The organism is Weizmannia sp. FSL K6-3076 (genome assembly GCF_038007245.1).
Taxonomy (GTDB): domain Bacteria; phylum Bacillota; class Bacilli; order Bacillales; family Bacillaceae_C; genus Weizmannia; species Weizmannia faecalis.
On record NZ_JBBOWU010000001.1, the window covers coordinates 2,113,681 to 2,127,936 of the forward strand.

Below are 14,256 nucleotides of genomic sequence, written 5' to 3' on the forward strand. Positions count from 1 at the left end.
TCAACTTTCGCAGAGTGAAATTGGCAAATAAGCTTTGATATAACTAGGTAGGCCAGAGATCCACTGTTCCAGTTGACTTTGAATTAACTTTTTAAATCTTTTATTGGTCTGTTTTAGTGCGTCTTGAAGAAGCTCGATTAACTGCTGCAATGCAACAGCCCAATCAAGTTCATTTACTTCGTCGCAAAGTTCATAAAACAGCCTGCCTATTGTTCTTTGATCGGTGTTGCAGCGGTTTTGCCACGATAGCACGATAAAACGTGCAAATACAATAGTGGTATGGCTGATTAACCCATCATACGAGCGACTTTGGAGCTCTTTTTCAAGTTTTAAAAGCGATTTTGTCGTCTTAAAGAACACTTCAATATCCCAACGCATCCCATAGATTCGAACAATTTCCTGTTCGGAAAGGGTGCAGTCCGTACTGAGGAGGGCAAGCCATTCACTTTTCTTGTTTCTGTTTTGAACGAATATAACTTTTACAGGAGTTCCATTCGCCATAACGGTACGGATAGAGCGAAGGATACCCTTCTTCGACTGTAGGGGTTGAGCCAGGCGATAGAGCTGCTTTAACGAAACCAGCTTTCCGTCAACGTTATATCGTTGTTTTGTTTCCTTGACCATGCCAATCACGTCTAAACCTTGTTCCACAATGGCTTTGACAAGTGGAGGCAAAGTAAACCAAGAATCCATTAGAACATAGCTTGCATTTATTCCACTGGCAAGCGCTCGTTTGAGCATACTAGGGATCTGTTCGGGTTCTGACTGTAAAGCATTTTTACGGCGTTTATACCCACAGGTACGTTTATCAATTTGTTCAGAGATTCCATTAATCTGAGCCTTCTTGGAACTGAGTAAAGAGAAGTCAATGGGCATGAAGGTGTAGCCGTCCGACCAGCCTAAAGTTAACATGCGAAATCCTTTATAAAAACGCATTTTAAGAGAAGCGTGGTCAAAGCAACGAGCCAGCAGTTCTACTTTTTGACTACGATTTCGATAAAACGATGAGTCATCAACAATGAAGACTTTAGGACGACTTTTGTCAGTAAGGCGTTCTACTTTGCGAATAGTAAATGTGCTCAAAAGAAGTAAAAACTGCCGCCAGTTGAACGTCGATTGGTTTAAGAAACGATACACGGCATCCTTGGCTGGGAATTGATCTGCTTTCTTTGACTCAAGAAGAGAAAACCAATTCTTGTGTTGGAAAATCAAGCAGAAAACAAGTTGAAACAAATAAGAACAACTAAAACCAAAGGATTTTTTTATGCCAGCATGGCGTAAGTGCTTCTTCATTTCAAGCTCAGAAAAAACAGAATCAAGTTCTTTTGGTAGTTGATTGTATTGGCAATTTTGGTCTATCATGTAGAGGACACCTCTTCTATGTGGTAGTGATTTTTTGTCAATCTCACTATACCAAGGAACGAGGTGTTTTTCATTTTATATTCATTTTGTCAAACAACATAATGGATAGACTTAAAGTTCAATACAGCCAACGATTAGCACTTATTTTATTGGTGCGAAAGTTGAGTTTCAACATGAAAAATTCCTCCCTCTATAAATGTTGATGTATCAACGGTTTAAGCCGTTAGTGGGGTGTCAAAAAAATATTTTTTGGCACGCTTCCTAACAAAATTTTTATATTATGTGAAACTATTCCAACATACGGGTACGCTACGCGGTCACTACTGGATAATAATGGGAAGTAGTGATAGGAAATTATACGATGCACAATGGATCTCTGCGTAACTTATGATGACGTACCCTCCCATGTCTCTGGGCATCTGTGTGCCTACATTCCTTCGTTCGGTCTAGTCATAAGGCAGAGGCTAGCGAAGCTCCTTTAGGGACCCGAGGTCGAATGGAAAAAATAGTGCCAGCTTCTCCGTGTCATCCTGTTGTCTAGCTCTTACTAAGGATGTGAGGCCTTATTCAGCCTCTGCGAGACCAGGAATATCCCTCATCATTCGCTGTGCGTCGAACGGTTTGTGCTTCGTGCTAATTCCGTGTAACACTTTTAATAGCTTACCGCATAGAACCACAATGGATTGTTTCTTGCGTAACGGATTAACCTGACGGTTTGTGTAGTATTCATGTAGCTTTCTAAAGGCTTCATTATGGCGAATCATCGGCATCATTACCCGGAAAAGGAGGGCACGCAGTTTTCTTCTGCCTCTTTTGGAGATGCGTTTTTGCCCTTTGTGCAGACCGGAGGAGTTTTCACGTAACGTTAATCCCGCGAGTTTAATTAATTGGCGTGGATCTTGATAATGTGAAAAGCTTCCGATTCCAGCTAATAAGTCGACAATCGTTGTATCTCCAAGCCCTGGTACCGTTGATAGCCATTCGTACTCTGCAGATATTTTTACAAGTTCAATTAACTGCCCTGTAATACTTTCGATATCTTGTTCTAGCTGATGGTAACGGCGGACAAGTGTGGCAATTTCAATACGGGCCATCTCAAGTCCTTCTGTTACTCCGATAGAGCCAGCCGCGACTTCAATAAGACGGACTGTTTTTGGTCTTTGAGGGGATTTTAGCCCCTCAACCTTACGAAAAAGGGATAGAACTTCATCGGGCTGTTTCTGGTAAAGATCACTTGGAAATGGTGTGCATTCAAGTGCAGCTAAAGCCATCTTCCCAAAAGACGGAAACACCTGTACAAACTCTGGGAAATAGCGATCTAACCAACGAATAATCATGTTTTTGACAGCCCCTAATTCCTCTGTCAATTTACTTCTGAACGTCGACCCAACGCGAAGTTCGGCTTCCATGCCTTTTAAGATACGTGGGTAACTGAAACGTCCATCCTTAACTAAACGGGCAATAACCAATGCATCTTTGCGGTCATGCTTGGTTGGCAAATTGTCGTCCAACTCCTTTGATCGCTTTACATGCATAGGGTTTACCATGACCAAGGGAATACCCCTTTCCTCAAGAAAGTAGGCCAAATTGAGCCAGTAATGCCCTGTGGGTTCAATTCCCACAATGACTTCCGATTTCTCGTGTTCTTTCATTGCGGCTAAAACGCGCTGATAGAACAGTTCAAATCCATTTCCTGCTTGGGGCACAGAAAATGATTTTTGGAGCACTCGCCCACGGTCATCTACAATGCAAGCGTAGTGTGTACGCTTGGCAATATCAATTCCCACTACAAGTGTTTGTCAGCTCTGAGGAGTAAAAATTTTTCGTGATAATTTAAGTATCCCCCCCAAAAATACGGCCAAATATGTAATAATTTAAATAATTAGAGCTTGCTGGACGAATATTTTGGCATGGCTTAGTGACAAGTCGAATACAAGCTAAAATTTGATTCGTTCAGCAAGCCCTAATTAAACTTGGCTGTTTTGAGGGGGTTTTTATTTTGGTTACTAGAAAAGAAAAAAGAAATCGTGAAAAAGAAGCAAATTATTTTTTCGAGTTCCTTAAAATTCAGAAGCATTTTTTCAAAGACCTGATGAATAACCTAAAAAAGGTAGCAGACCACCGACATCAAAGCTATATCACTTATGGTCCAGAGGTCCTTTTATTTACGATGATGTTGAAAAATATGACCGGCCTAAAATCCATGAGAAACATGAGTGAGCGTTTTAATAAAGAAGAATGTATTAAAAATGTAGGGAAGGTGTTAGGCTTAGATTCTCTTGAAGAACTTCCACATTATGATACAATTAACGACTTTTTATCTGGCTTAGATGTAAATGAATTAGAAAAAATTAGAACGTATATGATTAAAGAATTATTGAAAAAAAGGTCTCTCGAGTCTTATCGAATTGAAGGAAAGTACTGGGGTGTCATCATTGATGGAACTGGATTACACACCTTTCATGAGAAACATTGTAAACACTGCCTGAGACGGGCATATACAAATAAAGAAACAGGAGAAACGAACGTACTTTATATGCACCATGTACTTGAAGCCAAGCTTGTCGTGGGGGATATGGTCTTCAGTATTGCCTCCGAATTTATCGAAAATGAATCAGAAAATGTTTCTAAGCAAGATTGTGAATTAAAAGCCTTCGACAGGCTGGCAAAGAAAATAAAAAAAATATTTAAAAGACTACCGATTTGTATCTTGGGAGATAGTCTCTATGCATGTGAAACGGTATTTAATCTGTGCAGGGCGCACAAATGGAAATATATATGCAGATTTAAGGAAGGGAGAATTAAAAGTATCTCGACGGAGTTTAAGGCAATAAAAGAGCTGGAACAAAGTAAGGATCAGAATTCATTAGTTTGGGTGAATGATATTGCCTACAAAGACAGAACGGTCAATCTGATGGAGGCCACAATGAAAACAGAGGATGGGAAATCGAAAGAGTATGTATTTATAACGGATATTAAAATCACGAAAAAGAACGTGGAACGACTCATCGCTGCAGGAAGAAGCCGCTGGAAGATTGAAAATCAAGGATTTAACGAACAAAAAAATAATCGTTACAATATAGAACATGCCAATAGCCAAAACTACACAGCCATGAAAAATCATTATTTATTAGTTCAAATAACAGATATTATTAGACAGCTGTTTGAAAAAGGTTCGTCAATCTTAAAAGCACTCAAAAAAACGGCAAAAGAAAAATCCTCAAATCTGTTGGAATCGTTTCGGACACGCATTTTAACAGACGAGGATTTCACCCATTTAAGTAAGCCAATACAAGTAAGGTTTACTTAATGGTTATATTATAGCAAAGGATGTGATGTAAAAAAAGGTTTTTTTGAAGTTATCCACAATTTTAAAAAAGAAATTTGCAAATTCGGCTCTTTTTGACTTTGAAAGCAGAAAAAATAGATGGAAAAATTTTCTAAATGTGGATAAGTCATTTTATCATAAAACATCTAAAAATTGATGAATTTACTCTTCAGAGCTGAGTGTTTGTTCGGTGACTTGATTAATTTTCTAATTTTGTTTAAAATCCATTATGGAGTCCTCCTTGGTTACAAATTAGGGGTCATTCGTTGTGAGATGACACCCCGCATCATACCAGGAGGGCTCTTTTTGTTCAAGTCTCCGAAAGTCCTTCTAACAGGAATGCTCCTTATAAATCAGTTCCCTTTATAAGAATTATAAAACTTGAGTGAGAGAACTTTTTGTTAAACATAGAGGAAATAATAGCATCGTTTAGGAACCTTGAGTTAACAGATGATCTCTTATAACCTTTACAAGCATTTGCCAGCACTATAAACAATAAGGTTTTACCCTCTCACCCCTGATGATTCCTGCTAAATTCAGCATTGGTATTCCTGTGCGAAGAACTACCCGTTAAACTCCTGTCCCCGGCTTCCATGAGCTTCTTCATCGCCCTGTCACATCGCGGCGGCTTTCTTCAACGAGTTGGAGGGCTTTTCGGTCGAATGCATGGAGTTTTTCATTCCACTCGTCTGCAAATTTCCGTGAAGCTTCCGCGCTTTCATATAGCGGTCCAAGTCAGGAACGGGAATGGATACTAATCTAGGGCTGCCTGCCTTGTTTGGCTTTCCTCAAGTTCCATCTTTGCCATTTTGCGGATGAGATCACCTTTTTCCACTATCCGCTCCCCTTTCACAGTAAAACATTTCCACCGCCGGCGCGCAAACCGGCGGTGTTTCCGTGTTAAGCCGTTTTTCTTCTTTTCTTCCTTACCGTGAGTTTTCTCAAATAATAAGTGAGCACAACAAATGCGGACATGATGCCTGTATATGTGAGAAGGACAGTCAAGACATTCGCGCTGCCACCGTCATGATCCCCTCCTCCCCTGCGGTCACCGTCTGCAAAATCTGGCTTCTTTCCATTTGCAAAAGCCGGTTTCTGCCCGTTCGTGAAATCCAGCCTTTGCCCGTTTGTAAAATCCGATTTTTGGCCGCTTTTGCCATTAAAATCGTGATGCCCTTCCATTTCACTGTTGCCCGTGCTTCCGCCAAAAATAGAGGCGGCGCTTGCCATGCGGTTCAGGAACCCTGTTTGTATGATTTCGCAGGAGCTGAACACAAGAATCAGGGTAGCGGCGACTTTTGCAACATAACCTGCCCATTTGTTTTTCGCCTTGAAATGGACCATCCTTTTAAATACATTGACCACCCAATGCCAATGCAGCCCGACATGCACGCCAACAAGAATCAGCACAAGGAAAGAAACGGAAATATGTGTTGTTTTGAACCAGCCTTCATTTCCAAGGTTGATGTTCGGAAAAACAACGCGTGAAATAATGATGCCGCTGATAATAATGAAACACATGGAAATCAGCAGCAACAGATTGAGCGCGTAACTCCCGCGCGCTTTCCACGGTAACCTTTTGTCAAACATTTTCAGCGTAACATTTTTTACCCAGTTTAAATTCAGGCAGACATGCGTCAAAAACACGACGCCGAACACAAGCCCTGCAATTTCATGGTACGCAAGTCCGCCTAAAACATTTTTGTTAAAGAACAAAACAAACATGATCGCCATGAACAAATCGATGGCAAATTTAGCATAATTTTTTTTCATCTTCAGCTCCACCCCGGCACATTTGATATCAAAAATATAGTGCCATATTCTTAAATTCAACTTAAAAACATAATTTTTTGCAAAACAATCTTTGACAAAACGTATACAACCGTATACAATTACTTGTGTATACAACTGTATACAGAAAGGAGCACATATATGAGATCATCAATTGGACCGGGAGGAAAATTTGAAGGGCCTTGCCATCCGGGTGAAGAGGAACATGGCAGAAGAAAACACCATCATCACGGTGCGAAAACATTCCGCCGTGGAAGGGCAATCGAGTTTCTAAACAGGCTGAACATCAAGCGGAACACATTGAAAGAGCAGCTTGCAACACCGGAACTGCAATCCATTAACCCGGTGATTGTCGGCGAGTTAAAGGCAATCGAAATGGTCATCAACGAATTTACAGAGCTGTTTGAAATCCGCGAAGAGGAAATCAGAGAGAAAGCAGCCGGCGCGGAAGAAAAATCAGATAACGAAGAAAAACCGGACAAAGAAGAAAAAGAGGGGTGAACAAGGTTTTATGTTTGTACAATTACGAAGAATGACGGTAGCAAAAGGACATGCAGATCAGGTTATCGAACGATTCAGTAAACCGGGAATCATCGAACAACAGGAAGGCTTTGTTGATATAAAAATCATGCAGAAAAAACAAGGGCGCGGCGAAGAAGAAGTGATTGTCATGATCACATGGGAATCAGAAACGCACTGGAAACAGTGGGAAAAGAGCGATGTCCATATCGCAGGACATAGGGCAAACCGCGGCAAGTCAAAACCGGACTATATGCTCAATATGGAACTCGGCATGTATGAAGTGAAAGCGGTGAAAAAAGCAGCAGGAAAAGCAGAAATTTCCGAGTGAAAAACTCGAGCGAAAAGGGAAGGCCGGCTGTAAGCCCTTTTAATAAAAAGCTGGCGAACCAATTCTAATCAGAGCCCCAAGTAGCCGAACGGAGAAAAAATGAGACTGAACGCCAAATAGATAGGCCGACCCGCATTTTGTCCTTCATTAATCTGATGAAGGACATTTTGCTAGTTGCCGCACCAGCATTTTGTCTTTCATCCACCCGGTGAAGAACATTTAGAAGATCGCAGCCTCTCGAACTGTCTTTCATCCACCCGCTGAAAGACAGTTCAAGAATCCTGGCCGACCATTTTGTCTTTCATCTCCCTGAAAGAAGATATTTCACAGTCCCCGCTGTTTTTTTGCAATACCTTTACGCACAATTGCGTGCAACATAGTTGGCGCATGCAAAACCCGTGGCGAAACCGCACACGGGCTTTTGAACAACAGATTTATTGCACGCTAGAACTATATCCCCCGGGACTTTGCTGCTTTCTCCCAGCTATAGTAAACCCCTAAACTCACCACACCTAAAACGAGCGGCAACCACCACGGATAAGAAAAGGACGGGCCGATTTTCGGCATGAATTTATCCAGCAAAATAACGCCGCCCAGAAAAACAAAGATTACGGCATCTATTTTCAAAAAAGTTAGGATTTGCACCTTTTTTGTCTTTTCCTTAAACAAACTCTTTTTCAAGATACGAAAGATATACCAAATGGCAAAGATCACGTATAGCCCGGCAATGAAAAAGTTCAGGGCCGCGGGTACAGGATAAAACGGCGGCAAAGGTCTGGAAAAGAACCGTTCAACAACAAAAGCAGTAATGCCATTAATGACCAAATCAATCCCCAAAAGCAAGATCATTATCCTGATTGTAAAAGAAACCATATTGCGTTTGTTTTCTTTCGGCAGCTGCCTGATGATTTCGTCGGCAAATGCTTTCGGGTCACCGCCGAACATTTGCGCAGCTGTCTTGTTTTCTTTTTGGCCTTCGAGCAGATGGTCAAGCAGTTCCATCAGCACTTCTTCTGTTTGCTGCTCGGACAAAACGGTTTGCAGGCGAAGGTAGTCAAGCATATCGTTGTAAAATTTTTTGTTCTCAGGTGCCAGTTCCTGCCGTTTACGGTTGTTTTCCTCAATCAACTGTTTTACACTAAGCATCCTCACTTCTTCCTTTCAATAAAAGATTTACAGGGGCTGCGATTCGCTGCCACTCTGCCGTAATCTCATCCAGCGCGGATTTTCCTTTTTCCGTCAATTCATAATATTTGCGGCTCGGCCCAGAATCGGATGGCTGCATCTCTCCATGGATCCAGCCGTTCTTTTGCAGGCGTAACAGAACCGGATAGAGCGTCCCCTCGCTAATTTCCTGGAGGCCTAATTGCTGAAGTTTTTTTGAAAGAATGTAGCCATAAACCGGTTCTTTTTCAATCACAGCCAGCACACAGCCGTCTAAAATGCCTTTCAGTAACTGGCTTCGAATGGACATCCCTCCACCCCCATTTCAACTACTTTGTTATGCAAGTTAGTTTATCAAAAAATGAACTACTTTGCAATGCAAAATAGAAAAAAACAATAATAAAATCCAGCGGCAGGCTAACCGCTGGAAAAATTTTATGATTGCTTTTTTCGCTTGGAAAAATAATGAAGGAAAAAGGACAGAATCATATAGGCTAAAATCAAAAATACGACATAATTGGCCCAAAAATTTTCAAGGTTCAACACATTCAGTGTGCTCAGCCCTTTCTGGATGCCCATTACAATGAGCACCGTCACCGCAAACATGAAAAATAATTGCACATAGCGTTTCATAGCCGTCCCTCCCAAATAAAGATAATCACTATGATTATCTTAAAAAACGGTCCGGCCGATGACTGTGATCTGGATCATAGCAAAGCCGGTTGTTTATGGCATTTATGTGAAAAATGCCGTACTCCGAAAAAGAACGGATGCTTTAAAAGATGGCGCCTGTTCCATGGTATAATCAATTGGGAAGAATCCTTCATTTATGGAAGAGGTTTTTAGAAAACCCTCTCTAAAAAACTAAGAAAACAGCATCCCTTTTCGGTGCTGTTTTGTGTGAAAGGACGATTATCAATGAAAAAAGAAAAAGCAGTCGTTGTTTTCAGCGGCGGCCAGGACAGCACCACCTGCCTTTTCTGGGCAAAGAAAAAGTTTCAGGAAGTGGAAGCCGTTACGTTCGATTACGGGCAGCGCCACCGTCTTGAAATAGAATGTGCAAAGAATATAGCGGAAGAGCTCGGGGTAAAGCAGCATATTCTGGATATGCAGCTGTTGAACCAACTCGCCCCGAACGCGCTGACGAGGGAAAGCATTACCGTGAAAGCAGGGGCAGACGGGGAGCTTCCGAATACGTTTGTGCCCGGGCGGAATTTGCTGTTTCTTTCTTTTGCCGGGGTGCTTGCCAGCCAAATCGGCGCAAGGCATATCGTAACCGGTGTGTGCGAAACGGACTTCAGCGGTTACCCGGACTGTCGCGATATTTTCATCAAATCTTTAAACGTCACCTTGAACCTTTCAATGGACCAGCAGTTTGTCATTCATACCCCGCTCATGTGGCGTAACAAAGCAGAAACATGGGCGCTCGCGGATGAACTCGGGGCATTTGATTTTGTCCGTGAAAAGACGCTGACCTGCTATAATGGCATCATCGCTGACGGCTGCGGGGAATGCCCGGCGTGCAAATTGCGCAAAAGAGGGCTGGAGCAATACCTGGCCATCCGGAACGGGCAGTCTGAATGACGATTTCGTTGGAATTGTGGTAAAATAATGAAAAAAGGAGGCGGGGGAATGGCTGAAATCAAAACAGTATCGATCATTGGGTTAGGCGCGCTCGGTATTTTATTCGGGCATCATTTATCGAAAAAAATGCCGGCGAAAAACTTGCGGATCATCGCTGACCAACAGCGCATTGAACGATATGAGCGGGAAGGCGTTTATTGTAACGGCGAAAAATGCCACTTTCATTATGTCACACCGGAAGAAACAGTGGAGCCGGCAGATTTGGTGCTATTTACGGTCAAATTCAACGGACTGGACGAGGCAGTTGAAGCAGTCAAACAACATGTCGGGCCGGATACGGTGATTTTGTCTGCCTTAAATGGGATCTCAAGCGAAGAAATCATTGGCCGTACATATGGAATGGACAAAATGTTATACTGTGTCGCCCAGGGGATGGATGCCGTCAAAACCGGAAACCAGCTGACATATGCGCATATGGGCATGCTTTGCTTCGGCGAAAAAAAGCCGGGCATTTTTTCGGAAAAAATGAAAAAAGTGGCCCGTTTCTTTGAGCAAACGGATTTGCCATACGAAGCCGACACCGAAATGATGAAAAGGCTTTGGGGCAAGTTCATGCTCAATGTCGGCGTCAACCAAACCGTCGCCGTTTACAAAAGCAATTACGGCGAAATCCAAAAAGACGGCCCTGCACGCGAGATGATGATTGCCGCTATGCGGGAAGTGATGGCATTGTCTGAAAAAGAAGGGTTTCCGCTCACGGAAGAAGATCTCCGTTACTGGCTGAAAGTGGTCGGAAACCTGAGTCCTGCCGGCAAACCGTCAATGGCGCAGGATGTCGAGGCAAAACGGTACAGCGAAGTCGGCCTGTTTTCCGGAACCGTCATCAAACTCGGCAAAAAATACGGCGTTCCAGTCCCGGTCAACGAAGAACTGAACCGGCGCATCCGGGAAATCGAAAGGACTTACGCCGCAGTACATTGACACGGATCACCAAAAAGGGAGCTTTCAGGAAAGCTCCCTTTTTGGTATGGCATACAATTGCCTGCTGTTTGTAGATGGAGGCTAGGGAAGGCAGTCATAGAAGCGCCCTATATGAAGAAAGGACACCTTTTTTCTGCGTTTCCTTAACTTAGAGGTCCTCTATGTGAAGGAAGAGCCTCGTTTTTGCTTGCTTCCTTAACGTAGACGGGCTCTATGTGAAGGAACAATCCCAATTTTCCTCGCTTCCTTAACGTAGACGGGCTCTATGTTAAGAAAGGCCTTCTTTTTTCTGCGCTTCCTTAACGTAGACATGCTCTATGTTAAGGAACAACCTCAATTTCCTTCGCTTCCTTAACGTAGACACGCTCTATGTTAAGGAACAACCTCAATTTCCTTCGCTTCCTTAACATAGACGCGCCCTATGTGAAGGAAGGCTGCCTTTTTTCCACGCTTCCTTAACGTAGACGCACTCTATGTGAAGAAAGACCCTCAATTTCCCCCGCTTCCTTTACGTAGATGCCCATGCCGCAAAGAACATGGCGTTAGCAGAAGGCAACGCGACTTGCCAGAATCACGCACGGCTACATGAAGGTTCCATAGATAATTGCCGTCTTCTTTCATTTCGTCGTCCTTGCTGCAAAGAACGCGGCACGGCAGAAGAATGAAGCGTGACTACTTTCGTCTGCTGATTGAATGCGTGAAACCTAAAGGGCAAGGCGTTTTGTATTTGCCTCGTGGACCATCCCGTTAAAACCGAAAATGTTTGGGCAAAATCGGTCCTTTATTTTTGATTACCATAAGGAAGACTGGTCAATACTTTAATCGGGGAACAAAAAACCGAGAACAATCATTGACCTTCGATTGCTTGTGGTTGTCACCAAGAACATCCGGAAACCGCCAGCTGGCTTGAATGGCACATAGCAACATAGCAAGCAGGAATTTTGACTTTCCGGAGTGGTTTTCTTATCATGATCTAGCATAAAATATAAATGGAAGCAGGTCGATAGAATGACAAAAGTTGGAATTTTGCTTGGTTCTTTGCGGAAAGCATCTTTTTCAAGAAAACTTGCGGAAAATGTAGCAAACCTTTTTCCTGAAGGGTATGAAACGGAATTTGTCGAGATTGGAAAGCTCCCTTTATACAATCAGGATTTTGATGACCATAACCAGGTTCCGGCCGAGTATACGACATTCCGGGATACAGTAAAAGGGCTCGATGCGGTGCTGTTTGTAACACCGGAATACAACCGCTCCATCCCGGCTGTATTAAAAAATGCAATCGATGTTGGTTCGCGCCCGTACGGCCAAAGTGTATGGGATGGGAAACCGGCGGCGATTATCAGCCAATCCCCTGGAAACTTAAGCGGGTTTGGTGCCAACCATCATCTGCGCCAGTCGCTTGTTTGTCTGAACATGCCAATCCTCCAGCAGCCTGAAGCTTATATCGGCAATGTTACTGCACTGTTTGATGAAAACGGAAAAATTGTGAATGAAGGCACAGTCCGGTTCCTGCAATCATTTACAGATGCATTTGTTGATTTAATTAAAAAATACAAAGGCTGATGTACCCATCGGAAGCTGAAAAACAGCGGGATCCCTTTTCCAAAAGGGTTCCCGCTGTTTTTCGCCATTGGGCCTTTCCTTGATTGTTTAAAAGCAGGGGAAAATTTTACTTTATTTTATTTTCCCCATTAAAATTTTTCTCCTTTTGCCGATCAATTTATTAGGGATTCCGCAAGCAACAAAAAGATTAAATCTTTTTTAAGTCTTTTTTTCTACACTACATACAGATTTAAATGATGGAGGATCGTTATGTTAAAGAATGTTAAAAAGATTTCATTCAAGATCATTATGCTCTCAGTGCTCAACTCTGTGATTGTGATTGCCATTAATATTGGGGCATCGGTTTACGGAAATATCGGCAAGGGAAACAGCGGCACCGGAAACCACGTGCCCCCGGCCGGAATCGCAATCATACCGACAAATGTTTTAATCGGTCTTTTCATTTCCCTTATCATCGGTATCATTCTTTCATACATACTGGGTAGGGTAATCTCAAAACCGATCCTGCAAACGGCCGAACTGGCAGAACAGACAGCGGCACTTGATTTACGGGAAGAAAATGGGTCTTTCGATAAAATTCAGTCTTTTCAGGATGAAACGGGCAAGCTTGCCAGGGCGCTCAGGCAAACGAGAATCTCTTTAAAAGAAGTGGCCAAACGGTTGAAGGAATTTTCATCAAAGGTCGCTACCCATACGGATACCCTCTCAAAAAGAACGGAAGAAAGTTTTCAATCTATCAATCAAGTAGCCTCTTCCATTGATGAATTTGCGCAAGGGAACAGCCAGCTGTCGGAAACCGTCCATGACATCAATAAAACTTTAAACGAGGTGATCAATCTCATTGAAACCATTACGCAGGAAGCTGCCAACGGGGCAGAACATGCAGCTGCTTCGCTTGACGCCGTAAAAGAAGGGCAGAATACGATTGACCATCAGTTCAAAAAAATAGATCAAAATATTGAAATCACAGCGACGGCAAACGAGTCTATTACAGAACTGAGCGGGATGATCGACCAGGTCCAGGCATTTGTCAATGTCATCACTTCCATTGCAGAACAGACGAACCTGCTTGCATTGAATGCTTCCATTGAGGCGAGCCGGGCCGGGGATGCCGGAAGAGGTTTTGCGGTTGTTGCCGGCGAAATTCGCAAACTGGCGGAAGGATCATCAAAAGCAGCCCGGGAAATTAAAGACCTGATCGCCACGACAACGAAAAAGTCGAATGCAGCTGTTGAAAATATTAGCAAAGCAAACGTCTTTATACATGAACAAAAAGATGCGTTCCACAAAACGGAAGCTGCTTTTCATCAGATTCAACATACTTACAGCAACATTGTTGGCAGTTTTCAGCATACCGCAGAAGGGATTGAAACGATCAACGAAAAATCAAAACAAATTTCGAAGCGGATTCAGGAGATAACTTCTACAGTTGAAAATTTTGCGGCAAGTTCCGAAGAGATGTCTGCTTCCGGCCAGGAACAGCGGGCCTTTACAGAGATTATTTCACAATCAGCGAAAGAATTGCAAGAGCTGGCTGGCAAGCTGGATACCGAAATGAATAAATTTAAAGTCAGCTGACGATAAACAGGCAGTGTGATCAACATGCAAGATGTGACCACACTGCCTGTTTTGA

Annotated in this window: 13 protein-coding genes and 1 riboswitch; of the genes, 7 read left to right on the forward strand and 6 right to left on the reverse strand. The window is 42.8% G+C overall.

The features are described 5' to 3' along the window. On the reverse strand, window positions 1-1,362 hold the full coding sequence (locus NSS95_RS10085; RefSeq protein ID WP_014097792.1) for an IS4 family transposase: 1,362 nt from the start codon (window positions 1,360-1,362) through the stop codon (window positions 1-3). 563 nt (window positions 1,363-1,925) lie between these two features. Further along, on the reverse strand, window positions 1,926-3,149 hold the full coding sequence (locus NSS95_RS10090; RefSeq protein WP_014097791.1) for an IS110 family transposase: 1,224 nt from the start codon (window positions 3,147-3,149) through the stop codon (window positions 1,926-1,928). Between the two features lie 212 nt (window positions 3,150-3,361). Between NSS95_RS10090 and NSS95_RS10095 the strand changes: the two genes are divergently transcribed. Continuing rightward, the gene (locus tag NSS95_RS10095) at window positions 3,362-4,672 is read left to right on the forward strand and encodes a transposase family protein (RefSeq protein ID WP_014095824.1); all 1,311 of its coding nucleotides are present in this window, start codon (window positions 3,362-3,364) and stop codon (window positions 4,670-4,672) included. Window positions 4,673-5,590: 918 nt separating this feature from the next. Here the strand turns inward: NSS95_RS10095 and NSS95_RS10100 are convergent. Then, on the reverse strand, window positions 5,591-6,463 hold the full coding sequence (locus NSS95_RS10100) for a cytochrome b/b6 domain-containing protein (protein ID WP_035184423.1): 873 nt from the start codon (window positions 6,461-6,463) through the stop codon (window positions 5,591-5,593). 159 nt (window positions 6,464-6,622) lie between these two features. Here NSS95_RS10100 and NSS95_RS10105 point away from each other — a divergent pair, with 159 nt between their 5' ends. Together NSS95_RS10105 and NSS95_RS10110 are read left to right on the forward strand one after the other, a co-directional pair. Next, window positions 6,623-6,982: a hypothetical protein gene (locus NSS95_RS10105; RefSeq protein WP_014097789.1), complete on the forward strand. Its 360-nt coding sequence runs from the start codon at window positions 6,623-6,625 to the stop codon at window positions 6,980-6,982. Window positions 6,983-6,992: 10 nt separating this feature from the next. Next, complete coding sequence (locus tag NSS95_RS10110; protein ID WP_014097788.1) at window positions 6,993-7,331, forward strand: antibiotic biosynthesis monooxygenase; 339 nt, start codon at window positions 6,993-6,995, stop codon at window positions 7,329-7,331. 450 nt (window positions 7,332-7,781) lie between these two features. Here NSS95_RS10110 and NSS95_RS10115 read toward each other — a convergent pair whose 3' ends face one another. The 3 genes from NSS95_RS10115 to NSS95_RS10125 all read right to left on the reverse strand — a co-directional run bounded on the left by NSS95_RS10115 (window position 7,782) and on the right by NSS95_RS10125 (window position 9,128). Continuing rightward, window positions 7,782-8,477: a DUF1129 family protein gene (locus NSS95_RS10115; protein ID WP_014097787.1), complete on the reverse strand. Its 696-nt coding sequence runs from the start codon at window positions 8,475-8,477 to the stop codon at window positions 7,782-7,784. Then, entirely contained in the window at window positions 8,470-8,805 is a 336-nt protein-coding gene (locus NSS95_RS10120; RefSeq protein WP_014097786.1) for a PadR family transcriptional regulator, read from the reverse strand. The genes NSS95_RS10115 and NSS95_RS10120 overlap by 8 nt, the downstream gene beginning before the upstream one ends. 125 nt (window positions 8,806-8,930) lie before the next feature. Further along, window positions 8,931-9,128 carry a hypothetical protein gene (locus tag NSS95_RS10125; RefSeq protein ID WP_013859890.1) on the reverse strand — a complete coding sequence of 66 codons (198 nt, stop codon included), beginning with the start codon at window positions 9,126-9,128 and terminating at the stop codon, window positions 8,931-8,933. 196 nt (window positions 9,129-9,324) lie between these two features. Beyond that, a riboswitch (PreQ1 riboswitch) is annotated at window positions 9,325-9,369 on the forward strand. A gap of 26 nt (window positions 9,370-9,395) precedes the next feature. Between NSS95_RS10125 and queC the strand changes: the two genes are divergently transcribed. The 4 genes from queC (at window position 9,396) to NSS95_RS10145 (ending at window position 14,201) form a co-directional block, all read left to right on the forward strand. Further along, complete coding sequence (gene queC / locus NSS95_RS10130; protein ID WP_225620899.1) at window positions 9,396-10,079, forward strand: 7-cyano-7-deazaguanine synthase QueC; 684 nt, start codon at window positions 9,396-9,398, stop codon at window positions 10,077-10,079. 48 nt (window positions 10,080-10,127) lie between these two features. Next, complete coding sequence (locus NSS95_RS10135; RefSeq protein ID WP_340713876.1) at window positions 10,128-11,060, forward strand: ketopantoate reductase family protein; 933 nt, start codon at window positions 10,128-10,130, stop codon at window positions 11,058-11,060. 1,008 nt (window positions 11,061-12,068) lie between these two features. Then, window positions 12,069-12,623: an NADPH-dependent FMN reductase gene (locus NSS95_RS10140; RefSeq protein ID WP_026683623.1), complete on the forward strand. Its 555-nt coding sequence runs from the start codon at window positions 12,069-12,071 to the stop codon at window positions 12,621-12,623. A 249-nt stretch (window positions 12,624-12,872) separates the two neighbouring features. Further along, window positions 12,873-14,201 carry a methyl-accepting chemotaxis protein gene (locus NSS95_RS10145; protein ID WP_340713877.1) on the forward strand — a complete coding sequence of 443 codons (1,329 nt, stop codon included), beginning with the start codon at window positions 12,873-12,875 and terminating at the stop codon, window positions 14,199-14,201. Window positions 14,202-14,256 lie beyond the last annotated feature (55 nt).

Coding starts and splice junctions, on each gene's coding strand:
- NSS95_RS10140 (WP_026683623.1), top strand. CDS start 12,069: ATGACAAAAGTTGGAATTTTGCTTGGTTCTTTGCGGAAAGCATCTTTT.
- NSS95_RS10110 (WP_014097788.1), top strand. CDS start 6,993: ATGTTTGTACAATTACGAAGAATGACGGTAGCAAAAGGACATGCAGAT.
- NSS95_RS10085 (WP_014097792.1), bottom strand. CDS start 1,362: ATGATAGACCAAAATTGCCAATACAATCAACTACCAAAAGAACTTGAT.
- NSS95_RS10115 (WP_014097787.1), bottom strand. CDS start 8,477: ATGCTTAGTGTAAAACAGTTGATTGAGGAAAACAACCGTAAACGGCAG.
- NSS95_RS10135 (WP_340713876.1), top strand. CDS start 10,128: ATGGCTGAAATCAAAACAGTATCGATCATTGGGTTAGGCGCGCTCGGT.
- NSS95_RS10105 (WP_014097789.1), top strand. CDS start 6,623: ATGAGATCATCAATTGGACCGGGAGGAAAATTTGAAGGGCCTTGCCAT.
- NSS95_RS10120 (WP_014097786.1), bottom strand. CDS start 8,805: ATGTCCATTCGAAGCCAGTTACTGAAAGGCATTTTAGACGGCTGTGTG.
- NSS95_RS10100 (WP_035184423.1), bottom strand. CDS start 6,463: ATGAAAAAAAATTATGCTAAATTTGCCATCGATTTGTTCATGGCGATC.
- NSS95_RS10125 (WP_013859890.1), bottom strand. CDS start 9,128: ATGAAACGCTATGTGCAATTATTTTTCATGTTTGCGGTGACGGTGCTC.
- NSS95_RS10145 (WP_340713877.1), top strand. CDS start 12,873: ATGTTAAAGAATGTTAAAAAGATTTCATTCAAGATCATTATGCTCTCA.